Raw genomic sequence first — 22,921 nt, 5'->3', positions numbered from 1 at the left:
CAGAAAAGCGGATGCGCTTGGCGCTGGTGCTAGAAAATTCTAAAAGTACGTGAGATAAATTTAACAAAGAGTGCTGATGCCATTTTGCATCAGCACTCTTTTGTTTGGGGAAACTAACGCTATCCAAAAGGGGGGAAGTTATTATGCTAGAAATACAATCCAAAGTCGAAGGAAAACAATTTGACCTGTACAAGCTCGAGCAAAAATTAAAACCAATCGGCTATACGATTGGCGGTAATTGGGATTATGACCATGGAGCATTCGACTATAAACTCAATGACGAAGAAAGTTATCAGTTTCTAAGGGTGCCATTTACGGCGGTCGATGGCGAACTGGATACAAGAGGCTGTACCGTCGAGATGGGCCGGCCCTTTCTTCTGGGCCATCAATACGAATATGGCATTGATGAGCACGGTGACACTGGTAATTTTTCAGCTTCCTTAAATCAATTTCAAGCACCTATTGATAAAGATGCAGACATTCCTGCTCAAAATGTCGATAGAGGAAAAAGATTAGTGGCCGAATTAGAAAACGTCCTTTTATCCAGCGAATAACTACTTGAATAACAATAATTGGTCATGTTCTTTAATTTCAAATGAGTGCGGGGGATTAAGAATCGTTTCATCCCCCCTTTTTACTCCGATTAATAATAAGCCATCCTCCATCTGATTCATTCCTATTTCCCGGAAACTCCTCCCGATATCCGCTGTTTTGACAGGATTAGTAAAGAGCCTGCTTTCCTGCAGCTGGTTAATCACATTCAACAATAGTCCGTCCCCTTTAGAATGAAGGCTATTAATCATGAAGACACTTGTTAGCTTATTAGACTGAATGACCTCATCTGCTCCAGCCCGCTTTGCATTCACAACTTGTTCAGCAGTCAAAATTTCAATAATACATTTTACTTGCGGGCATAAGCCCTTAATGGTCAGTAATGTTAAGATGCTGTTCATATCGGCTTGAAGTTCATCGTTGCCCCGGTCAGCCGTAATGAGTACTTTTTCCGCATTTATAATATCACTTTTTACAATCGTATCATCTACATGGCCTTTCCCTTGGATAAAATGGACGTATCTTGATTTAACAGGATTTGCTTCGAGTGTTTCATCAATTAAGATGATCATTTGTTGTTTATTTTCACTAGTAAGTTTGTGGATTAATTCTTTTGAGCGCTCATTCCAGCCGATGATGATGATATGACCGGTTCCTTTAAAAGCAATTTTTCCCTCAGAAAGGGCATCTTGTTTGGTGACAGCCGCAGCAGCTAATGTCCCAAAATAAGAGGAGACAAAAGCTACCCCAAATAGGATTAATAGTAAGGCCGTTAATCTGCCAAAAAATGAATGTGGTACATAATCTCCATATCCAACAGTAGATGCTGTAATAATCGCCCACCAGATCCCATCAAAGATCGTTGGAAAGGTGTCAGGTTCTAAAAAATGTATGGAAATCCCGAATGATAGAAACACCAATAAAGCCATCATTAGGATACGGACTAGAAGCGGCAAGCGTAAAAAGCCTATATATACTCTATTTGGCATAACTGGCACCTCGTTTCTGTACTAACTATTATGGTCAAAAGAAGCAAAACTCATAATCTTTTAGCACATAAGACACGTGGATCATCCTAAAAAAATGGGGGGTTTTTTGCTTTTTTGGAATAATTTCCAACCTATCAGTAAATTTTAAAATGGAAGAACTTCTCGAATATAGGGGTGTTAAAGAGTGGTTATTGAAACGAAAAAGGAGCGCAGCTTAATCCTTTTCGCTTTAATTGTGATTGCGGTCTATCTCTCTCCGTTATTCATTTTGCAGGAAAATGCCCATATCCGGGTTCATGATAATCTGGATTCCAATTTAGCCTGGTATAAGGTATTAGCAAGAAGTGGAGAAATGTTTGGCAGCGTGAATGCCGTCATTCCGCAAATTATCAACGGACAATTATCGAGAAATGCATTTGGTACGGAATACAGTGTGATTGTTTGGTTATATACTCTTTTTCCGACAATGATTGCCTACGGATTAAGCCAAGCACTCACAAGGGTCGTGGCTTTCTTTGGGATGTATTTATTGCTAAAAGACCATTTCATGCCTGATCAAAAATGGCTTGTCATCAAAGTTGGCAGTGCTCTTGCGTTTGCTCTAACTCCTTTTTGGCCGTCAGGGATGCTGAGCACATTAGGGATGCCATTAGCCCTTTGGGCATTTCTGAATATTCGTAAGCACCAAGATACATGGAAGGACTATCTTGTCCTTACCTTAATTCCTTTATATGCAAGCATAGTATTAGGGTTTTTCTTTTTTCTTAGCGCGATGGGCGTGTTCTGGCTGTGGGATTGTTTTCGGGGAAAGGGATGGAACCTGCGTTTTTTATTTGCGATTGGTTATATGACGGGAATTTTTATGCTGGTGGAGTACCGACTGATTTATTCGTTTATGTTTTCCTCCGAACCTAATAGCCGGGATGAATACTTCCATGCGCATCTTCCATTTTGGAGAGCCGTTAGGCTTTTTGTAAAAAACTACGTACTTGGACACACCCATGTCATGACCGTCCATACCCTCATTATTTTGCCAGCAACCTTTATGGCGATGTACATTGTCGTGACCAAAAAACTTTGGGAGCAGGAAAAGCTGTATGTCTTTTTATTTGGATTGAATATCGTTCTGTCGTTGTGGTATGCCTTTTGGTTTTATGAGGGCTGGCTGCCGTTAACAAAGGTCTTTCACTTTATGGATACCTTTAATTTTGCCCGCTACCATTTTTTAAGACCGATGGTGATTTATGCAAGCTTTGCCCTCGCCTTAAAAATTATTGCCGGACACGGCCTTGATGGGGTGAAATTAGCGAAATGGCTGGTCATTTCTCAAATTGCTTTTTTAGGATTATTAAATGATGAAATTATTTATCGGGAAAAGCCAACGGTTAAGGAGTTTTTTGCAGAAGACTTGTTTACCGAGATAAAGGATTATATCGGCGATAACCCGGAAGAATATCGCGTCGCCAGTATCGGGATCCATCCGGCTGTTTCACAATTTAATGGCTTCTACACCATTGATACCTATAATAATTTTTATCCATTAAGCTATAAACATCAATTTAGGAAAATCATTGCAAAGGAATTAGAAAAAAATAAAACGATCCAAAAATACTATGACAAGTGGGGCGGACGCTGCTATCTTTTTACAGCCCAGCTTGGGAAAAGATACATGATCAAAAAAGATTCAAAAAGGCACTTAAAAAATCTTCAGCTAAATACAGAAGTCTTCAAAGAGATGGGCGGCCGTTATATCTTCTCGGCGATTCCGATTGACAACGCCCAGCAGAACAAGCTTTTCCTTGAAAAGGTGTTTTCTTCAAAAAATGCAGCTTGGAAGATTTATTTATACAAAACAATGTAGACAGCGGGGGTAGTACAAATGATAGAACCAGTCCTTACAATTGTTGTACCATGTTATAACGAACAAGAGGTTTTGCCAGAAACCATAAGGCAGCTCGAGGGACAGTTAAAAGAGTTAATCGCTGATGCACTTATCTCGACGCAAAGTAAAATCTTACTGGTTGATGATGGTAGTAAGGATCGCACATGGGAGCTGATTTATAAGGAGGGGCTGCGGAATAATTTTGTCCGCGGCCTAAAGTTATCACGGAATGTGGGCCATCAAAATGCTCTACTGGCGGGGCTATTTACCGCGAAGGAGCATTCGGATTGTGTTATTTCGATTGATGCTGACCTTCAGGATGATATCCGGGTCATTCGTGAATTTATCGTCAAGTTCCATCAGGGCTTCGAAATTGTTTATGGCGTCCGCAAAGGGCGGGAGACGGATACACTCTTTAAACGAAGCAGCGCACAAGGGTTTTACAAACTAATGAAAAAAATGGGAGTCGATCTCGTCTATAATCATGCCGATTTCCGGCTGTTAAGCAAACGTGCCCTGCAGGAACTTGAACGGTTCAATGAGGTAAATTTATTTTTAAGAGGCATTGTTCCCCTGCTAGGTTTTCGCTCGGATGTTGTTTATTATGACCGTTTAGAAAGACAGGCGGGAGAAACAAAATACCCTTTCAAAAAAATGATCGGCTTTGCCTTCGACGGCATTACATCTTTTTCTATTTCCCCGATTCGTTTTGTTTTACTAACAGGATTTGTTTCGTTTTTTATGAGTTTGCTGTTTGGCGGATATTTCTTATTCCTTAAATTTTTTGGTACAACCTTAACTGGATGGACGTCCTTAATTACCTCCATTTGGTTAATTGGCGGCCTTCAATTGATTGCGATCGGCTTAATTGGTGAATATGTTGGGAAAATCTATAAGGAAACCAAGCAAAGGCCTAAATATATTGTAGAAATTGATTCCTATTCGGTACCAAAGCCTAGGCACCACTTACTTCATCAGACTGGGGAAGAGGGAGGATTTAGTTTTGATTTAAGAAAGGTATCAGAAACCAATCAGTGAATTTTCCACAGGGCTTCCCTTAGAGATTAAGGGGAAGCTCTTTTTTTCTTTTTTTAGTTGTACAACCCTCTCCTGCTGAATAAACATGGATAGACAGGCATCTATCCATTGCTTTGGGGGGAGAGGTATTAATGAATGTATTTTTAAGTTACATACTTTTGGGATTATCGCTAGCCGCTCCAATTGGGCCGATTAATGCGGCCCAAATAGATCGTGGAATTCGAAATGGCTTTATGCACTCGTGGCTGATTGGAGTTGGAGCTGTCTTAGCAGATGGGATCTATATGCTTGTCGTTTACGTAGGAGTGGTTCAATTCCTAGAAACCGCCTTTATGCAAACCTTCCTGTGGTTCTTTGGCTGCTTTGTGCTAATGTATACAGGAATTGAAACATTTATGAATGCCGGGAAAATCAATTTGCAGAATGCCAGAGGGAAAGAACCGCTTTATAAATCGTTCTTTTCCGGTTTTTTAATGTCCATTTCCAATCCATTAACCATCCTTTTCTGGTTAGGGATTTATGGATCAGTCCTTGCGAAAACCGCGGCTACCTATGATACCAGCCAATTAATTCTTTATAGCAGTGCCATTTTTATCGGCCTATTAACCTGGGATATCATGATGGCAGGTGTAGCCAGCAGCGCTCGCAAATTTTTAACTTCCCACTTACTAGTGGGTATATCTTGTCTATCGGGAATTTCCTTGGTTGGTTTCGGTATTTATTTTGGCATGCAGGCGTTTCATAATATGTTTGGGTAACAAAAAAGTCAGCTTTAGAATAGCTGACTTTTTTATATCTCATGCCGTAGGCCAAGGTTTAAGTACCTTACTCTTGCTTTTTTCCTTCTTCTTTTCCTTTTTCCATTTGAAACTCAAGATGAGGGTGATAATTCCGATCACCCCGATAAAGGCTAAACTAATAAAGAAGCCTGGTCTGCTCGTATCATGAAATAAAGTTCCGCTAACTGCAACCAAGATGAAGAGAGCGCCTATGGTATACATGATTTTTTCCTTGCGCTTTAAATCTAAAATTTTTCGAGAGGATGCCAGAATAAAAAGCCAATTATATAGAAGCATTAATCCTGCCGCCGTTGTAACCCACTCATAAATTTTATCCGGAAGTACCAGGGCCGAGACAATCGATGCCGTGATTCCAAGCATGGTAATGATTAAAGTCCATAATGGCACCTTAAGCTTTCCTTTTTTAGCAAAACAAGCAGGAGCGTCTTCTTCTTCACCCAAGGTTTCCAGCACGCTTGTGACCCCATATAACGAGGCTGTCATGGTAGAAAAACCGGCAATAATAAGCGTAGCATTAAAGAAATGAGGGATAAAAGGCAGATGATATGCATTTAACGCAACGACAAAGGTACTTTCCTTTGTATTGAATTGATTCCAGGAACAAATAATGACCGCCAAGCCAATCGATAATACATAAATAATCATGAGTGTAAACAGCATGACTTTTCCTGCCTTCGGTGCTTCACTTGGATCTTTAAGTTGTGTGGCCATTAAACCTAAGATTTCAATTCCGCCAAAAGCATAAAAGGCAAAAATAACAGCAGACCATAAACCGATCGTCCCATGCGGGATCAATTCATTACTGCTATTCGGAAACTGGATCGGACGATTGCCCTCAATAACTCCAAAAAGAGCTAATAAAGCAATCACAATAAACATGGTAATCGCTGAAATTTTTAAGACGGCTAAAATATTTTCGAGCCTGTTTAACACTTTCACTCCAATTAAAATAATCGTTAAGCCCAAAATCGCATAGATTGCGGTAAATATCCATAATGGAATGTTCGGAAACCAGAAGCGTGAAAAGATGGACAGTGCGGTCAATTGACTACCCATAATCAGCACTTCTGACGACCAATAGACCCAGCCGCTGCTAAACCCGGCCCACCGCCCATAGGCCTTCTTGGCATAGGACCTGAAACCGCCTTTTAGGGGCTCTTTCGCGGTCATTTTAGACAAGGCATCATAAACAAAGTAAGTACCAAGCGCAGCCATTAAAAACGCAAGTAAAATAGCGGGTCCTGCCATTTTAATGGCAAGCCCAGAGCCAAGGAAGAAGCCTGTTCCAATCGTACAGCCGACTCCAAATAGGGATAGCTGCCACCATTTCATATTGTTTTTTTCTTTTGCACCTGATTTGGATTTACTCATTATATTCTCCTTTGCATCGATCATAGCCGCTGTTAATAAGGCTAAAGAATGATCTTCACAGCCTTATTGTTCCTGCTGAGAGGGTAGCTATTTATAGGTCACGACCTGTCGCACCTGGTGATTTATCTGTATTCGATTGATTATTATATTCACGATCATTTAGACCAGGCTGTTGATTTTTATCGCTTCCCAGATATTTTCCCTGATGTTTAAGCTCAACCTTCCTAAATTGATCAAAGTTTTCATTAACCACACTAAATCTCCTCTTTTCTCTTCATTTTTGCTTTATCATTCTTAAGATACACGACCACCTGAAACTTATTCGATGGATCCTTCAAAAAACAAATGGGAAATTTACTGGAATTAAATTTTCATTACATAAACAACCATAAAAAAAATGAAAATAGAAAGGAACGATTAAATAAAAACGTTGATGGGTAAATAGATGGTGAAATTGCGTTTAGTGAAAGGGGTTTTTCACATGTTATCAACACAGCAGTTAGCGGAGTTAAGGTTACAATTGTTAAAGGAAAAAAGTGATGTGGAGGAACGATTAGACCAGAACGACCATTTGGGATTTGAGCGAGGTCACGATCACGAATCAATGGGGGAGCTATCCAGCTACGATAACCATCCCGCTGATGATGCGACCGAACTGTATGAGCGTGAAAAAGATAACGCCTTGCTAGAGCACTATAAATTACAATTAGGAAACATCAACCATGCCCTAGAGGCAATGGAACAAGGAACATACGGAAAGTGCGAGGTATGTGGAAAAGAAATCCCAATGGAAAGATTGGAAGCTTTGCCAAATACGACGTATTGTATTGAGCATAGTCCGGACCAAGTAACCTCACATGACCGTCCGATCGAAGAGGGAGTCCTAATGCCTCCGTTTGGTAAGTTTGATATGGACGAATCGGACGAGAATGTAGCCTTTGATGCAGAGGATTCCTGGCAGGCAGTAGCGGAGTTTGGAACCTCTGATACACCTTCTGATTTAGCTTTTCCTAAAGACCATTATAATGACACCTATAATGAATCTGAAGAGAGTATTGGCTATGTGGAGGACTATGAAAACTTTGTTGGCAATGATATGTATGGACAGAATATAACCGTTTATCCAAATGCCCAGCATGAAAAATACGAGGATGCCCTTGATGAAGAAGGAATCATGACCAGCTTTGGCGATTTGCCTGCTTTTGAACATGACCCATATGTTGACGATGATAAATGATGACGAAAAAAGAAAACAGCTTTCGATTGAGAGCTGTTTTCCTACTTCAAAAAAAGTTATTAAAATTTTGACTTAGATAATTGTCCAGCTCTAGGGGCCATCGGCTCGAGGTCACAGCTTATCCAGTTGCGGCTCCTTGGGACTGAAGTCATAAGCCACCCTGAAGAAGGCCAAAAACGCCTTCTTACAGGGTGCGTCTTATGCATTCGTCCCAGAACAGTCGCCTCCACATTTAGATCAATCCGTCCAAAAGGTTAAAGAACAACCTTTCGGCCGGCTCGTCTTGTGCTTGTCGCCGATAGGCAGGCGCCTTGCGCTTTTCTACTTATTCAAAACCTTTTCTTGGGATCGGAATATCCTTTCCATTCACATCGTCAATGACGGCCCCGATTTCGCCTTCAGCATAAGTGTCGCTTACTTGCTCATGTGAAGTAGCGATGCCAGAGGATAGGTCGTCGCTTTCAGTGTAGTAGCTTGGATGATAAAAACTTCCCGCAAGTTCTTTTTTAGGGTTTGCTTTCTTATGTTCCACCTTTGTAACCTCCCTTTTTTGGATTAATGGTACAACCGTATTTTTTCTTATTTTACATTTATTACTCCTAAAAATTTTTGAAAGGGGAATGACGATGAAACAAAAAAATGAATTTCCATCACGTGAGGAGTTAGATCAGGCCTTCCATTATCTCCATGATCAAATCAACTGGATTTCTGTTGTCGAAGAAGTGGAGATGCAACAGCAGGAAAAAGAGGGGGAAGAAGAGTAAGGGCATATTTGCTGTCCTTATTCAATATTGTTTAAATCACACAAAAGTTTTTCTCTGGACCCACCCAGGTCCTTTTTGATATGATTTTTTAGGCAAATCTGCTAATACTTAAAGTTGAATGTTTCTTTAAATTTTAAAGGTGGTTTCATAATGGTACTGAGAGAAACTCTGGCGAAAAAAGTAGCCTGGATAAGTGTGATAAGTAATGTCATCCTGACAATCGGGAAGATTGTCATTGGCTGGTACGGACATAGTGATGCGGTTTTTGCAGATGGTATTCACTCGGCGGCAGATGTCTTTGCATCTGTGATTGTTTTGCTTGTGATTAAGATTGCCAATAAACCGGCCGATAAGGAACATCCATATGGCCATGGAAAGGCTGAGGTTATTGTTTCGGAGATCATCGGGATTCTTCTTCTTATAGTTGCAATTTACGTGGCTTACGAAGGAATCAGTGGTTTCTTTCATAAGGTAGAATCACCAAATCTGTTAGCAATGTGGGTGGCTCTTTTTTCATTTATCACGAAGATCATCTTATATCGAAGTTCCCTAAAAGTGGCTACTGAGAACCATAGTAAAGCCATTGAAGCGATCGCTTTTGATCATAAGGCCGACATTGTTGCCTCTATTGCAGCAGCGATTGGGGTTCTTCTTTCCATCATCGGAAGTCGGATGGATATTCACTTATTACTTTACGGTGATAAGGCTGCCAGTGTTTTTGTGGCTTATTTAATTTTTAAAATAGCAAAAGAAATGTTAACCGAAGCGTTTGATATTTTATTAGAGCGGAATATCGACTCAGAAATTTTACAGGAATACATAGCTGTGATAAACAATTTTCCAGAGGTAAAAAGGATCGACCGAGTAAGAGCAAGAGAGCATGGCCATTATGTATTAGTGGACGTTCGTATTGCAATCGATCATTCTAAAACCATTAAACAGGGTCATGATTTAGCCAAATCCATTAAAGGGGCACTTATGGATCAGAATGATAATATTCGTGAAGTATTAATCCATCTAAATCCTTATTTTCCTGAAGACAAATAATTCCTAAAAAAACTCCTTTGTACTTTGAGGCATTTCGGTTTATGATAGGATAGGATATAAAAGAAAAGGGAGTTGATATTTTTGAGTTATTCCATAGACCCGGACCCAAGTAGGCGGGGGGAAGTCAATATAATTTTAGAATTGATTAAATTGAATATCAGAATATCAACTCTTCAAAAGGTTGTTGGCTTCCTCGACTAAAGTATCAGAGGAGGTTTTGACATGTTAGAAATTTTCAAAAGTACCGATACAAGGGTTCTTGAACAGGTTGACGCAGTTTCAAAAGGCTGCTGGGTGAATATGTATGCCCCAACTGCAGAAGAAATTAATAAGGTTTCAACTGATGCCCAGGTGGATGTCGATATTATTAAAGATGCGCTGGATGATGAGGAACGTCCGAGGATTGAACGTGATGACGGCCGAGTCTACATTATCGTCGACTTTCCGTATATTGTTCACGATGAATCAGGCCTTGCTGTTTATGAAACCATACCGATTGGCATCATTTTAACAGAAGATAATATTATTACGGTTTCCTTAAAGGATTCACCGATTATCGAAGAATTCCGTAAGAATCGTGTGAAAGAATTTTTTACCTTTAAAAAAACACGCTTTGCCTTGCAAATCCTGTTTGTGATTTCGTCTTATTACCTTCGTTATCTTAAGCAAATTAATAAGAAAACAAATGAAATAGAACGTGAAATACACCAGTCTTTAAAAAATAAAGAGCTTTATGCCTTTCTTGCCTTAGAGAAAAGTTTAGTTTACTTTACCACTTCGTTAAAATCGAATAAGGTTGTCCTTGATAAGATTTTGAGGTTCAATTATTTAAAAATGTATGAAGAAGACAAAGATTTATTAGAAGACGTCATTATTGAAAAAACACAGGCGATCGAAATGGCGGAAACCTACCGTTCGATTTTATCCGGTATGATGAATGCTTTTGCCTCGATTATTTCTAATAACTTGAACATTGTCATGAAATTTTTAACGTCGATTACAATTATCTTATCCTTCCCGACGATGGTCGCAAGCTTTTATGGGATGAATGTGGATATCCCTTTTCAGCACGCTACCCATTCGTATGCCATACCACTGATCATTTCGGCATTTTTAACTAGTCTAACAGCGTTCATTTTTTGGAAAAAGAGATATTTCTAGATTACCAGTCTTTTAAAAGGCTGGTTTTTTTATTGGGATTTTTCACTTTTTCAAAAATTTTCCCAACTTTTTTTCTACTATTGATAGACAAGTCCGAATATACTTTAGCGCTATTGACTTGTTCTGTACCATTGTAGAAAGGGGAGTTTGGATGAGAAAAAAGAAAACCATAGGTGCAACCATTATGAGTGTGGTCATGGGAGTCTCTTTGTTTGCAACAGGGGCATTTGGTCAGCAGGTGAATTCAAATGAAACATACCGTGTCCTAATTCAAGGTCCCGCCTCTGAAAAGACGAAAGCAAAAGCAAGCTATGGTGTCCGCTGGGAATTCAATGCTAATGGTTTTACAACCACCGTCAATGCTGAAGCATATCAGGCTCTGCTCCATAACAAAAATTTAACGATTGAAAAAGTTCCTGAGGTCCATATCGAGGTTGTAAAGGAAGCAGCAAAACCGGGCGGAACTACAGGGACAGCCCCTAGTGATAGAACTCCATGGGGAATACAGGCCATCTATAATGATTCAGCCATTGCTAGTACTTCCGGGGGCAGCGGCATTGTCGTAGCTGTGCTTGATACAGGGGTGAATCGGAACCATCCCGACTTATCAAACAATGTGGCACAATGTCAGGACTTTTCCCAAATAAAGGTGTCATGGGTAGATAACAGTTGTTCGGATGGAAATGGTCACGGTACGCATGTTTCGGGTACGGTGTTAGCGAATGGAGGCACGGGAACGGGAATTTACGGGGTGGCGCCAGAGGCAAAACTGTGGTCCTATAAAGTATTAAATGATCGCGGCAGCGGCTATTCCGATGATATTGCAGCTGCTATCCGGAAGGTAGCCGATCAAGCAGCGGGGAAAAAGGTGATTATTTCAATGTCATTGGGATCAAGCACTAAGGATTCGTTAATTTCCGATGCTGTGGACTATGCCTATGGAAAAGGTGTCCTGATTGTAGCAGCGGCCGGTAATGATGGCTCTGCCGATAACACGATTGGCTACCCTGGGGCATTATCAAATGTTGTGGCAGTAGCTGCACTTGAAAATGTTCAGGAAAATGGAACTTATCGGATCGCAGATTTCTCTTCTCGAGGTAATTCAGTTACAGATGGTGACTATGTCATTCAAGAACGGGATGTGGAGGTTTCTGCACCTGGCAGAGCAATTGAATCTACTTGGAAGGATGGAGGCTATAACACCATTAGTGGAACATCCATGGCAACCCCGCATATTTCCGGCCTTGCGGCAAAGATTTGGGCTGCAAATCCAACATGGTCTAATTTTCAGATCCGTGCAGAACTGCAAAATAGAGCTAAATTGTATGATATAAAAGGGGGCATAAGCTCCGCGTCAGGTGATGATAACGCATCAGGTTTTGGGTTCGCTAGAGTGAAGTAAACTGTATTAGGCCATCCGGAACTCGCCTTTCGGGTGGTTGCTTAAGTTTTTAAAAATTCATTTTTTTGAAAATAATATAAAAATGGCTGTTAGAGAATTTTTTAATATAGTAAAATGGTAATAAAAGAAAGGCAAGCTGGTGGCATGATGGAATTTGGAGCCCTAATTAAATACTATCGAACCCAACGAGGAATGACCCAAACAGAGCTTGCAAAAGGAATATGCTCTGTTCCGCATTTAAGTAAAATTGAAAACAATTCAAAAGAAGCAAACGAAGAAACGATTGCACTTTTACTTGAGCGGCTCAGCATTAGCCTTGAAGAAATGGAAGAAAAGGAAGAAGAAATTAAACACCTCCTTAGAGATGTAAATAATAAAATAAATTTCTACCTGACTAAAGAAGTGGATGAGACCTATCAGAAATTAAAAAATAGAGAACATCTCACCCCATTTTCAAAACATATTTATATTTGGGAGCTAACGAAATATCGCTATCTCCTATTTAAAAGACAAATTGGGGAAGCTGAGTCGCAACGGGATTTATTATTTAAGCAAAAGAAAAAATTTTCCCAACATGAAAGCTATTTTTTTCGCTACTATAATGCGATATTCTTAATTTTAAAAGGACAGCATAAAAACGCCGATGACATCCTTGAAACCTTGTACATAGAAAATGAACATGATGCAACGAGCGGCGAATTCCTTTATCACCGGGCACTTGTAAAAAGTTCGCTAGAACAGTCAGGACATGCCATTCATTTCGGAAAGATGGCTCTGCAGATTTTTATGAACCAGCATAACTTCTTACGCATTCTGCATACGTTAATGCTCTTAGGTATTAGTTACACGCACTCGAAAATTTACGAGGAAGCAGAAGGCTGTTTTCAGCATTTAATCCGGAATGCTGAATTGTTAAAGGAAGAAAAAATGCTGCCGCAGATTTACCATAACATGGGCTTCTTACAACATAAAATGAATAATGACAGGGAAGCACTGTTTTATTATGAAAAAAGTTTGGCTCTTCAGTCTAACTTAAACCAGCACTATTTAGTTACCCTTTATTCTATAGGTGAAATTTATTTCTCTCTCCAATCTACTGAAAAAGCAAAAAAATACTTGCAGGAAGCCTATTCACTATCGAAAGAGTTAGGAAATAAGAAATATCGTCTTTTGGCAGAATTTTATTTATTTCATATGGCTTCAACGCAAAAAGCGTTTAAATATTTAGAAGCAAAGGTCATTCCTTATTTTGAGGAGACTCATGAACAAATCGACTATCTTACTCGTTTTTATAAAATGCTCGCTGATTATTACAATGAAAACGGGATGGTTCACAAAGCAGTAAGCTATCTTAATAAAATTACTGGAGGAATCATATGAAAAAAATGGCTGTCCTATTACTTTCCGTTTCGTTCCTTGTTCTTTTTGCATCCAATCACGCTGTTAAAAGCGAAGCTGTATCTCATACACATAACTATGCTTATGTAGGGCCACAAGGTCCTCCTATTCTGCCTCCAGTATGATAATGTTGTCTAAATTGGGCTGTTGATTTCCGCTCTAGGCGGCTTCGCTTTCCGCGGGCGTGCCGGGGAGCCTCCTCGGCGCTTAAAGCGCCTGCGGGGTCTCCCCTGTCCCGTACTCCCGCAGGACTTTGAATTTGCATCTTCGAATCCGCCCACGCACGAAGAAAATGCGATAGCATTTTCGAGGAGTCTTCGCCGCCCTCCGCTCCAATCAACAGGTTCTTTTACTTAGTCTAATAAAAAAGGTATAATTTCTCATCATTAAGAGAATTATACCTTTTTTGTTGTTACTTTAAGATTCTTAATGAACCGAAGATCTTTCAATGTCCCTATTTCTCAAGGGATTTTTTTATTCATTGAATGAATGACTATGGAAGGCAGAAAATAAGCAAAAAGTTACTTTTTTAGGAGTCCACCCAATGAGACAGGTAAAAGAGTTTGAGCAAGATAAACAGATTTGTATGCAGTATGAGGATGACCGTGATCGTTTTCACGGAGCTGTTGTTCCCCCCACATTCCAAAACACATTGTTTACCTATCCATCATTGAGTGAATTGGTGGATGCTGTTCAGTCAGAAAAACACCATTATGTGTATGGAAGAGGAACGAATCCTACGGTTGAAATTGTGGAAAAAAAATTAGCAGCGTTGGAACGTGGGGAAGAAAGCAAGACCTTTTCATCGGGAATGGCAGCAATCAGCGCGGCCCTTATCAATAGTGTTCAGAGTGGAGACCATGTCCTTTGCGTCAGTAATTTATATTACTCGACGATGGAACTCCTAAAATATTTAGGAAAGTTTCATATAAGTCATTCAGTTGTATATTCTACTAATACTGATGAAATATCTCAGGCGATCCAATCCAACACCAAAGTCATTTTTCTCGAAAGCCCGACAGATATGACCTACCGATTAATTGATCTAGCGGCAGTCAGTAAGCTGGCCAAGGCAAACGGGATTCGTACCATTATCGATAATACTTGGGCAACGCCACTATTTCAAAAGCCACTAACTCTCGGAATCGATGTCGTCGTCCATTCAGCCTCCAAATATCTTGGCGGCCATAGTGACGTCCTAGGCGGGGCTTTAATTACGAGTAAAAAAATTATGAACACCTTATTTACGAAAGAATACTTGCTAATGGGCGCTGCCATGCCACCGTCTGAAGCAGCGTTATTGCTGAGAGGAATAAGAACATTACCATTGCGAATGCAGTCCCATCAGGAGAATGCGTTAAAAGTGGCAACCTATTTGGAATCACATCCCAAAGTGGCCAAGGTTAATTTTCCCGCACTTGAATCCCATCCGGATTATACGCTGGGAAAAAAACAGTTAACAGGTTACAGCGGTCTGATGAGCATTGAATTAGCAGAAGCAAATTATAAGCAAGTGGAAAAGGTTATTAACAGATTCAAGGCCTTTAAAATCGGGGTTTCCTGGGGATCGTTTGAAAGCCTTGTTATTACCCCTAATCTAAAAAACAACGAGGGAAAGTTGCTAAAGGAACATATCAGTCCGGGGACAATTCGTCTGGCAGTCGGTCTCGAGGATGTGAATGTTTTACTGCGTGATTTAGAGCAGGCCTTAGGTAAGTAAAGAGTTCAAATCGAAAGCAGGTGAATGGTATGAGCGATGAAAAACAGCGTCGGCTGTTTGAAGATGAAGAATGGGAAAAAGAGGCGATGAAACAACTATATGGTGTGGAACCGGAAATGACGCTGCAAACAGCAAGGTTCGCCACAACAGAAAATCCGCTTTTAACGGAATATTACCAAGATCGATGTAATGATAACAATAATTCTGAATGAAATGAATCTCATGTTGGGTATCCTACTAACATGTGTTTGTACTTTATATAGAGGTTAAGGAGGATATTATGGAATCATTTGTGGTTGGGTTTCACCAAGAAGATAATGTAGACAGCATGCAAATACAGAAAATAAATCAAGAGGAATTTAATAAAGCAACCGAGGGCGGGACAAGACAATTATTCGAGCTTGATACCAATATTGGCTTTTTTGTCTTTTTTGATGCGGCAGACATTGATGGGAATCTCTCTTACATGGTCTTGCAATATGAAGATGACAATGAAGATCCGGTCGGCTGTTATTCCTTTCAATTGAAAGACTTCTATGAATTTATGGCACTATTTTTAAGTGACCTTCAAGTCAGTGAGGAAGAAGCTGAGGAAGAGGAAGAACAAGAGTATGGCGCAATCCATCATCTTGCCCACTTATTGTTTCATATCGTGGAAGCTGGCAAGGACCTTAAAGTTTAAAAAACAAGCACTGACCGCTTTTTAGGTCAGTGCTTGTTTTTTATCAACCTTTTGCCGGTTTCTTGCTGACTTCGACGCGGGCGTTCCCCATAAAAATAATCGTAATCGCTGCAAGCACAATTGGAATTAAGGTTAGTATAAAGGTGTGTGTGATCGAATAAGACATAGCATGAACAATTTTATCTAAAATAAAATCAGGGATTTTTGCCCGTTCACTTGCCTGGAAAATTTGTCGGGGGTCACCCATTTGAAATTGTTGCCCACCCCCGCCTTGCATTCCGTTAAAGGCTTCCTTTAATTGATCCGTAAACAGATTACCTTGCAGCGTACCAAAAATGGTTACCCCAAGTGTCATCCCGAAAGAACGTAAAAAGGAATTAGTTGAATTAGCCGTTCCCCGGTATTGCGGCTCCAAATTGTGCATCGAGGCAGTGGGCAGAAGGGAGAAGGAAAAGCCGACTCCAAAACCAACCAAAATCATATAAATCGTTAGTAAATAACGGGCGGTGTCAACCGTCATCGTTCCAAGTAAGTACATACCAGCTACATAGGAAACAATCGATAAGATCATCAAATTACGGAAAGACGTTTTTGTTAAAAAGATCCCTCCAATCGAACTTCCTGCCACCGACCCTAGCATCATCGGTGTTAAAATTAATCCGGCATTCTTCGCGGTTCCCCCATAAACGGCTTGAACAAAAATCGGAATAAACACAGTTAAAATAATAAAGGTTCCGCCGTATAAGAACGACAAGATCTGTGATGTGGCAAATAAGCGGCGTTTAAAAAGCCAAAGTGGTAAAATGGGTTCTGCCGACTTGAATTCGGCAATGAAGAAGGCCACAAAAAAGATGAAAAAGCTTGCAAATAAACTAATGATTTGCACAGAATCCCAATCATATTCCTTACCGCCTAATTCGAGAGCAAACATCAGACTTACGACTGAAATGACCAGCGTAATCGCACCAAGATAGTCAATTTTTTGTTTAGAATGCTGTAAGGATTCATGATAGAAACGAACAATTAAAATAATGGAAACAATGCCAATTGGAACGTTTACATAAAAGACCCAATGCCAGCTAATGTAATCCGTTATATAGGCACCAAGTAATGGTCCAAGGACACTGGAGGCGCCAAAAACAGCACCGAGCAAACCGGTCATCTTGCCGCGGTTTTCCGGCGGGAAAATATCAAATACAATTGTGAACGCAATTGGCATAAGTGCGCCGCCGCCAATTCCTTGAATGGCACGGTAAATACTTAACTGAACAATGGATTGAGCAATTCCACAAAGTGCTGAGCCAATCAGGAAGACGATTAACCCAAAAAGAAAGAAACGTTTGCGGCCATACATATCGGATAGCTTGCCGAAGATCGGCATTCCTGCCATGACGGCGACCATGTAGGCTGAAGTGACCCAGACAAATTTGTCAAAGCCGCCGAGGTCTGAGACGATGGTTCCCATTGCCGTTGCCACGATGGTATTATCCATGGCCGACATTAATATCGCGAGCAAGAGTCCCGTCACAACGAGCTTAAGATTATTATCTTTTTTTATCATAAATATCCCCTTTATATTCCGAAATGGAAGTAGCTTGACTTTGGTAAAAGTACTCTCCTTTGCAAAAAATTTTCAGGATTAAATAAATCCGATTAATTGTTGAATGGCAATTAATTAGAAGGTTAAAGTAATTTTAAAAGGTTAGCTGAAAACCTGTCAAATTTAAGTGAAATTATCTAAATACTAGAAAGGATGAACATAGATATGTACCAAGTGAAGGTTCATCAAGAGAAGGGATTAAGTGTATATGAATTATTCGATACCGAGTTCGGCAGCTGGCTGAAGGTTGTTCCTGAACGGGGAGGAATTATTACTGGACTTGGGGTTGAAAATGAGGAAATTTTCTTTTTAAATGAAGATACACTTTATGATGCAGAAAAGAATATTAGAGGCGGAATACCGATTCTATTTCCCATTTCAGGACAATTAGAAAATGGGCAGTATGAATGGAACGGTCAGGTGTATAAAATGAAAAATCATGGGGTAGCCAGAAATTATCCCTGGGAAGTAGTAGAGACTTGTACGAATGAAAAGACCGCCTCTATTACCTTACGATTAACTAGTAATGATGGCACACTGAAAGAATATCCTTTTAAGTTTGAAGTGATCTTTACTTATACCATTACAAAAAATGACCTTCGGATTGATCAAGTCTATCGAAATATTTCGGAGAATGCCATGCCAATTTATGCTGGATTTCATCCTTACTTTAAAACAAGCTATAAGGATTTAATCTATCAAACGGATGCGAAAACCTACTTAGATTATAATGACATGCGCAAAAAATCAATACAAGATTCATTGGATTTAACCGACCTAAAGGAGTCCATTGTTCTATTAGATGCAGCCCAAAGGGAGATATCATTTGATCTTTCCGATCAAAAAAAGACCGTTACAATGAGGTATGGGGATGAATTTAAGTATATTGTGTTATGGACTGAAAAAGGCCAAGAATTTATTTGTGTAGAACCATGGATGGCCATGACCGATGAACTCAATCGTAAAGAAGAATTAGTCATGGTTGAACCCGGCAAATCACTGCATACATCATTAGTCATATCGGTCAAATAGTGAATACGTGATAATATCTAAAAAACCTCCTTAAAAAAGGAGGTTTTTTACTATTATCTCTGAAAGAATTCAACCTTTTCTCCGTCAGGACCGTTTACAAAGAAGTTACGATACCCGTTTGGAAGCGTGTCGACTTGTTCACTAATAAATGAAACATCTAACCCCTTTAAACGGTTAAATTCCTCTTCAATATCATCAACTAAAAAAGCGATGTGGTTGACTTTCCCTTCCTCTGGAAGATCGGGATTGCCGCCATATACTAATTCCAATTCAGTTTCATCAGAACCATTGAAGCCAAGGAATGCTAAAGTTAAAGCTCCATTATTAATGGTAAACTGATCCTTAAGGTCCATACCAACAATCTCTTGATAAAATGTCAGTGATGCATCTAGGTCTTTAACAAATACGCCAACATGGTCCATTTTCTTTGCAGGCATTTGGATGCTCCTTAATAAATTAAGATTTTAATACATCATGGTCAACATAACGTTCACCATTGATTTCACTAATCACATTGATTGCTACTTTTGCGCCGTCGCCTGCTGTGATGATGGTATGTACACTTACACCAGCAACCGTTCCAGCAGCCCAAATACCATCGATATTGGTTTTTCCTGCAGCATCAACATCCAAAACAGTTTTGATTCTTGGTTCCGTTCCAGGCTTGGTTTTTAGACCAATAGGTTCAGCGAGAGCAGTTAAAGCTCCAGTTGCCACAATTACATGCTTGGCTTGGTATTCGTTTTGGTCGGTTACGACTTTGAAACCTTCTTCATTTTTTTGAACATCGGTTACAGTAGCTTCTACTATTTCTGCCCCAAATTTTGTTGCTTGCTTTTTACCGATATCAATCAAATCTGGTCCAGTGATTTCAGAAACACCATAATGGTTTTCAATCCAAGCGCGTTTGGTCATGCTTTTGTCATTGTCGACAATCAAGGTTTTCTTCCCAGCTTTAGCTGTAAATAAGGCAGCACTTGCCCCTGCAGCCCCTGCTCCAATAATAACCACATCAAACATCAAAATCCCTCCAATATTTAGTAATGATTCTAGCTTAGCGTAATTAAAAATGATTGTAAAATGAAGTGCTTACATTTTTGAGGGGCTTACGTACATAACAAGTTAGGGTTTCTTTAAGGTGAAAATTTAAATCATTTAATACCCCCGTTTAATCGCTTTTCAAATCGTAAAATATAGAAATCAAGGATAGGGGGCGGACATCATTTCGTTAATATCTAAGATCCTTTACAAATGGCATTTAATAAGGAAAAACTATCATCAACTGTTATTGGATGGTTGCCTAGATGATCGTTTGAAAAATAATATAACAAAAAAGATTATTTATCATGAAAAAAAAATAAAACAATACTGATAGTAAATCAATGGAATTGGTTTGTCATTGGATAGCTGGATTGCCTTCAAGTAAAAAGTGGCATTACCGATGAGAAGTATCTGCATAAAAGTAGATGCTTTTTTTTTTGATACTTCTCCATCAAAAGAAATACTCTACAATTTGGGCACTATTAAAGTGAACTTTAAATTAAAATTGCAATTATAAGAAAATTAATTTAATAATTATAATGTACATAACCATTACTTAAAAACAAACGAAAAATAGGGGATTACCATGATTGAGATAAAATCAATTGGAGATTTATCTATCCAAGTATCTTTTGGGAATCAAATTAATGAGGAGATACATAGGGAAATCCAGCGATTTATTGCAGGTCTTAAAGAATCAAAAATAAAGGGAATTATCGAATGGGTGCCTGCCTATTGTACGGTTGTTATTTACTATCAACCAGAGGTTATTAGCTATCACGTTTTAGAAAAAATCCTCAAAAGTAATTATTCTAACGCTGACAAAGTTGAGCGAGAAAAGACTATCGTTTATGAAATACCTGTATATTATGGTGGGGAAACAGGTCCTGACTTACCATTTGTGGCCAGCTATCATCAGTTAAGCGAAGAAGAGGTAGTAAGCCTACATTCAAGTCAGGAATATCTGATTTATATGATGGGGTTTGTTCCAGGCTTTCCTTATTTAGGAGGACTACCGCCAAGCCTAGCGGTTCCAAGACTCGAACATCCACGGCCAAGTGTGCAGGCAGGGGCAGTTGGAATTGGCGGGGATCAAACGGGCATTTATCCCACTAAGGTCCCTTCCGGCTGGCGCATCATAGGAATTACACCCGTTACTCTCTTTGACATAAATCGCCCGTCACCGTTTCTTTTTTCGGCAGGAAACTATATCAAATTTCGTCCGATAGATTTTAAAGAGTATAAAAAAATCCAGCGATTAATTGCTAATAAAACTTATGAGCTAATAACTTATAAAAGGGAGAAGAAGTATGATTGTGATTGATTTGAATTGTGATTTGGGGGAAAGTTTTGGCGCCTTTAAGATTGGGAACGATGAGGAAGTTTTAAAACATATCTCCTCTGCGAATATTGCCTGCGGATATCATGGCGGTGACCACAATGTCATGTTTGAGACGGTTAGCCGTGCCAAAAAATATGGAGTCCAAATAGGTGCACATCCCGGCTTTCCTGATCTAGCTGGTTTTGGACGGAGAGAAATGAAGCTGGCACCTCGAGAGATTTATAATCTCATAATTTATCAACTCGGTGCATTAAATGCTGTTTGTAACATTAACGGAACGAACCTTGTTCATGTAAAGCCGCATGGCGCTTTATATAATATGGCGGCCAGGAGCAGGGAAATGGCTGAGTCGATTGCGCAAGCTGTATTTGATGTTAACCCTGAACTTGTTTTATTTGCACTTGCAGGCAGTGAATTAGCGAAGGCGGGCATGGAGAGGGGATTGCTGGTTGCACTGGAAGTGTTTGCCGATCGTACTTACCAGCCTGATGGGACATTAACATCCCGCGGGGAGCCGAATGCGATGATCCATGATTCTGGGTTTGCGATCACTCGAGTTATTCGCATGATTAAGGAAGGAAAAGTAGAGGCTGTTGATGGCTCAGATATAGCGATTCAAGCGGATACGATTTGTGTACACGGAGATGATCCACAGGCGTTAGAATTTGTCTCAAATTTAAAGCAGGCTTTTCAACAAGAAAACATTCAGATTAGAAAAAGCTGGCGAACCTAATGGAGGCTATCTTTAAAGTATTGAAACCCGGTCTGCAAACAACGGTTCAGGATTTAGGCAGATATGGGTATCAACAATATGGTATCAGTCCATCTGGTGCAATGGACACCTATTCCATGCAAGTGGCAAATATTCTTGTTGGAAATCCCAATGGCGAAGCCGTACTCGAGGCAGCTATCATAGGGCCCGAGATCGAGGCATTAAATGATGTAGCAATCGCCATTTGCGGCGGTAATTTTACGCCCAAAGTGGATGGGGAGGAAGTTTCGATGTGGAAAAGCTTCCTGTTACGGAAGGGGCAGGTCCTTACAGTTGGCCATTGTCACCGAGGTGCTCGAGCATATATAGCCATTGGAGGAAGCATTGATGTTCCTTTTGTGTTAGGAAGTAAATCCACCTTATTAAATGGAAAGTTTGGCGGCTTTGAGGGACGGGCATTGCAGAAGGGGGATGTACTAGTTGGCAACCCTTTAATAAGAAAGCCATACAAAATGCTTCATCCGGAATTGGTTCCCCAATATGCAAAAGAAATGACCATTCGGGTCGTTATTGGACCTCATGAGAATCGATTTACGGAGGAGAGTATTCGCCGGTTTTGCTCGGAGGAATATGTAGTGACCCATCAAGCCAATCGGATGGGCTATCAGCTAAAAGGTCCGAAGCTCGAACACATCGGCGGTCCTGATATCATCTCCGACCCCATCCCGCTAGGCGGAATCCAAGTCCCCGCAAGCGGCCAGCCCATCATCCTCCTCGCCGATCGGCAAACCACCGGCGGCTACACAAGAATCGGAACAGTAATCTCAGCCGACATTCCGAAAGTTGCTCAAGCGGTGCCTGACACCATTCTTCACTTTTCCATGGTGTCAGTAGAGGAAGCACAACAGCATTATCTGGAAAGGCTGCGGTTATTAAAGTATTTGCAGCTGGGGGCGGCAAAATAAAAAGAACCATCATTTCCTTCGAGGGATTGATGGTTCTTGTGTTTGAACAGATATAAATGGTCTTTTTTGGTTTTGGTTGTTCTTGTTCTCATATCCGTGAAAACAAATGGACTTCTCTTCGCTTCGGGATTCATTTGTCCTTCGCGAGCTAGTTTTTCTCTAAGCTTTTTGGCTTTTGACTTTGCC

25 protein-coding genes are annotated in these 22,921 nt (G+C 40.1%); 18 read left to right on the top strand and 7 right to left on the bottom strand.

The window, feature by feature from the left end; genetic code table 11:
* Window positions 1–143: 143 nt before the first annotated feature.
* The gene (locus L1999_RS24890) at window positions 144–554 is read left to right on the top strand and encodes a YugN-like family protein (protein ID WP_235740977.1); all 411 of its coding nucleotides are present in this window, start codon (window positions 144–146) and stop codon (window positions 552–554) included.
* Here L1999_RS24890 and L1999_RS24885 read toward each other — a convergent pair whose 3' ends face one another.
* Entirely contained in the window at window positions 555–1,541 is a 987-nt protein-coding gene (locus L1999_RS24885) for a potassium channel family protein (RefSeq protein ID WP_235740976.1), read from the bottom strand. It lies immediately after the preceding gene.
* A gap of 184 nt (window positions 1,542–1,725) precedes the next feature.
* Between L1999_RS24885 and L1999_RS24880 the strand changes: the two genes are divergently transcribed.
* The 3 genes from L1999_RS24880 (at window position 1,726) to L1999_RS24870 (ending at window position 5,219) form a co-directional block, all read left to right on the top strand.
* Window positions 1,726–3,402 (top strand): DUF6044 family protein, encoded by a 1,677-nt coding sequence (locus tag L1999_RS24880; RefSeq protein ID WP_235740975.1) that lies wholly within the window; start codon window positions 1,726–1,728, stop codon window positions 3,400–3,402.
* A gap of 18 nt (window positions 3,403–3,420) precedes the next feature.
* Window positions 3,421–4,461 (top strand): glycosyltransferase family 2 protein, encoded by a 1,041-nt coding sequence (locus L1999_RS24875; RefSeq protein WP_235740974.1) that lies wholly within the window; start codon window positions 3,421–3,423, stop codon window positions 4,459–4,461.
* A 131-nt stretch (window positions 4,462–4,592) separates the two neighbouring features.
* Window positions 4,593–5,219, top strand: coding sequence for a LysE family transporter (locus L1999_RS24870; RefSeq protein WP_235740973.1), 627 nt, complete (start codon window positions 4,593–4,595; stop codon window positions 5,217–5,219).
* 39 nt (window positions 5,220–5,258) lie between these two features.
* On the opposite strand, the gene L1999_RS24865 is transcribed toward L1999_RS24870, so the two are convergent.
* A complete protein-coding gene (locus tag L1999_RS24865; RefSeq protein ID WP_235740972.1) occupies window positions 5,259–6,632 on the bottom strand; it encodes an amino acid permease in 1,374 nt (457 codons plus the stop codon).
* Window positions 6,633–6,723: 91 nt separating this feature from the next.
* Window positions 6,724–6,885 (bottom strand): hypothetical protein, encoded by a 162-nt coding sequence (locus tag L1999_RS24860; protein WP_235740971.1) that lies wholly within the window; start codon window positions 6,883–6,885, stop codon window positions 6,724–6,726.
* Between the two features lie 228 nt (window positions 6,886–7,113).
* Between L1999_RS24860 and L1999_RS24855 the strand changes: the two genes are divergently transcribed.
* Entirely contained in the window at window positions 7,114–7,869 is a 756-nt protein-coding gene (locus tag L1999_RS24855; protein ID WP_235740970.1) for a yteA family sporulation protein, read from the top strand.
* A 325-nt stretch (window positions 7,870–8,194) separates the two neighbouring features.
* Here L1999_RS24855 and L1999_RS24850 read toward each other — a convergent pair whose 3' ends face one another.
* Window positions 8,195–8,401: a YozQ family protein gene (locus L1999_RS24850; RefSeq protein ID WP_215044455.1), complete on the bottom strand. Its 207-nt coding sequence runs from the start codon at window positions 8,399–8,401 to the stop codon at window positions 8,195–8,197.
* A 94-nt stretch (window positions 8,402–8,495) separates the two neighbouring features.
* Here L1999_RS24850 and L1999_RS24845 point away from each other — a divergent pair, with 94 nt between their 5' ends.
* The 9 genes from L1999_RS24845 (at window position 8,496) to L1999_RS24805 (ending at window position 16,043) form a co-directional block, all read left to right on the top strand.
* Entirely contained in the window at window positions 8,496–8,633 is a 138-nt protein-coding gene (locus L1999_RS24845; protein ID WP_235740969.1) for a hypothetical protein, read from the top strand.
* A 150-nt stretch (window positions 8,634–8,783) separates the two neighbouring features.
* Entirely contained in the window at window positions 8,784–9,680 is an 897-nt protein-coding gene (locus L1999_RS24840) for a cation diffusion facilitator family transporter (RefSeq protein WP_275677244.1), read from the top strand.
* A 222-nt stretch (window positions 9,681–9,902) separates the two neighbouring features.
* Window positions 9,903–10,841, top strand: a complete 939-nt coding sequence (locus L1999_RS24835) for a magnesium transporter CorA family protein (RefSeq protein WP_235740968.1) — start codon at window positions 9,903–9,905, stop codon at window positions 10,839–10,841.
* Between the two features lie 151 nt (window positions 10,842–10,992).
* Window positions 10,993–12,243 carry a S8 family peptidase gene (locus L1999_RS24830; protein WP_235740967.1) on the top strand — a complete coding sequence of 417 codons (1,251 nt, stop codon included), beginning with the start codon at window positions 10,993–10,995 and terminating at the stop codon, window positions 12,241–12,243.
* Between the two features lie 144 nt (window positions 12,244–12,387).
* Entirely contained in the window at window positions 12,388–13,623 is a 1,236-nt protein-coding gene (locus tag L1999_RS24825; RefSeq protein WP_235740966.1) for a tetratricopeptide repeat protein, read from the top strand.
* Window positions 13,620–13,766 (top strand): hypothetical protein, encoded by a 147-nt coding sequence (locus L1999_RS24820; RefSeq protein WP_235740965.1) that lies wholly within the window; start codon window positions 13,620–13,622, stop codon window positions 13,764–13,766. Before L1999_RS24825 ends, L1999_RS24820 begins: the two co-directional genes overlap by 4 nt.
* 419 nt (window positions 13,767–14,185) lie before the next feature.
* Window positions 14,186–15,361, top strand: coding sequence for a trans-sulfuration enzyme family protein (locus tag L1999_RS24815; protein ID WP_235740964.1), 1,176 nt, complete (start codon window positions 14,186–14,188; stop codon window positions 15,359–15,361).
* Between the two features lie 29 nt (window positions 15,362–15,390).
* Entirely contained in the window at window positions 15,391–15,573 is a 183-nt protein-coding gene (locus L1999_RS24810) for a hypothetical protein (RefSeq protein WP_235740963.1), read from the top strand.
* A 68-nt stretch (window positions 15,574–15,641) separates the two neighbouring features.
* On the top strand, window positions 15,642–16,043 hold the full coding sequence (locus L1999_RS24805) for a cytosolic protein (RefSeq protein WP_235740962.1): 402 nt from the start codon (window positions 15,642–15,644) through the stop codon (window positions 16,041–16,043).
* A gap of 43 nt (window positions 16,044–16,086) precedes the next feature.
* On the opposite strand, the gene L1999_RS24800 is transcribed toward L1999_RS24805, so the two are convergent.
* A complete protein-coding gene (locus L1999_RS24800) occupies window positions 16,087–17,604 on the bottom strand; it encodes an MDR family MFS transporter (RefSeq protein WP_235740961.1) in 1,518 nt (505 codons plus the stop codon).
* 204 nt (window positions 17,605–17,808) lie between these two features.
* Here L1999_RS24800 and L1999_RS24795 point away from each other — a divergent pair, with 204 nt between their 5' ends.
* Window positions 17,809–18,675 carry an aldose epimerase family protein gene (locus L1999_RS24795; protein ID WP_235740960.1) on the top strand — a complete coding sequence of 289 codons (867 nt, stop codon included), beginning with the start codon at window positions 17,809–17,811 and terminating at the stop codon, window positions 18,673–18,675.
* A gap of 53 nt (window positions 18,676–18,728) precedes the next feature.
* On the opposite strand, the gene L1999_RS24790 is transcribed toward L1999_RS24795, so the two are convergent.
* Both L1999_RS24790 and L1999_RS24785 read right to left on the bottom strand, forming a co-directional pair.
* Window positions 18,729–19,112, bottom strand: coding sequence for a VOC family protein (locus L1999_RS24790; RefSeq protein ID WP_235740959.1), 384 nt, complete (start codon window positions 19,110–19,112; stop codon window positions 18,729–18,731).
* A gap of 19 nt (window positions 19,113–19,131) precedes the next feature.
* On the bottom strand, window positions 19,132–19,695 hold the full coding sequence (locus L1999_RS24785) for an FAD-dependent oxidoreductase (protein ID WP_235740958.1): 564 nt from the start codon (window positions 19,693–19,695) through the stop codon (window positions 19,132–19,134).
* Between the two features lie 607 nt (window positions 19,696–20,302).
* Between L1999_RS24785 and pxpB the strand changes: the two genes are divergently transcribed.
* From pxpB to L1999_RS24770, 3 genes are read left to right on the top strand one after another with little or no spacing between them, the layout of a single operon-like run.
* Complete coding sequence (pxpB, locus tag L1999_RS24780; RefSeq protein WP_235740957.1) at window positions 20,303–21,040, top strand: 5-oxoprolinase subunit PxpB; 738 nt, start codon at window positions 20,303–20,305, stop codon at window positions 21,038–21,040.
* On the top strand, window positions 21,027–21,791 hold the full coding sequence (locus L1999_RS24775) for a LamB/YcsF family protein (protein WP_235740956.1): 765 nt from the start codon (window positions 21,027–21,029) through the stop codon (window positions 21,789–21,791). The genes pxpB and L1999_RS24775 overlap by 14 nt, the downstream gene beginning before the upstream one ends.
* Window positions 21,791–22,735 (top strand): 5-oxoprolinase subunit C family protein, encoded by a 945-nt coding sequence (locus L1999_RS24770; protein WP_235740955.1) that lies wholly within the window; start codon window positions 21,791–21,793, stop codon window positions 22,733–22,735. The genes L1999_RS24775 and L1999_RS24770 overlap by 1 nt, the downstream gene beginning before the upstream one ends.
* The last annotated feature ends 186 nt before the right edge of the window (window positions 22,736–22,921 follow it).

Origin of the sequence: Neobacillus drentensis, from assembly GCF_021560175.1 — a bacterium.
Classification (GTDB): domain Bacteria; phylum Bacillota; class Bacilli; order Bacillales; family Cytobacillaceae; genus Neobacillus; species Neobacillus drentensis_A.
The sequence above is the reverse complement of the archived record's forward strand: the minus strand, read 5'-3'. Positions and strand labels throughout refer to the sequence as shown.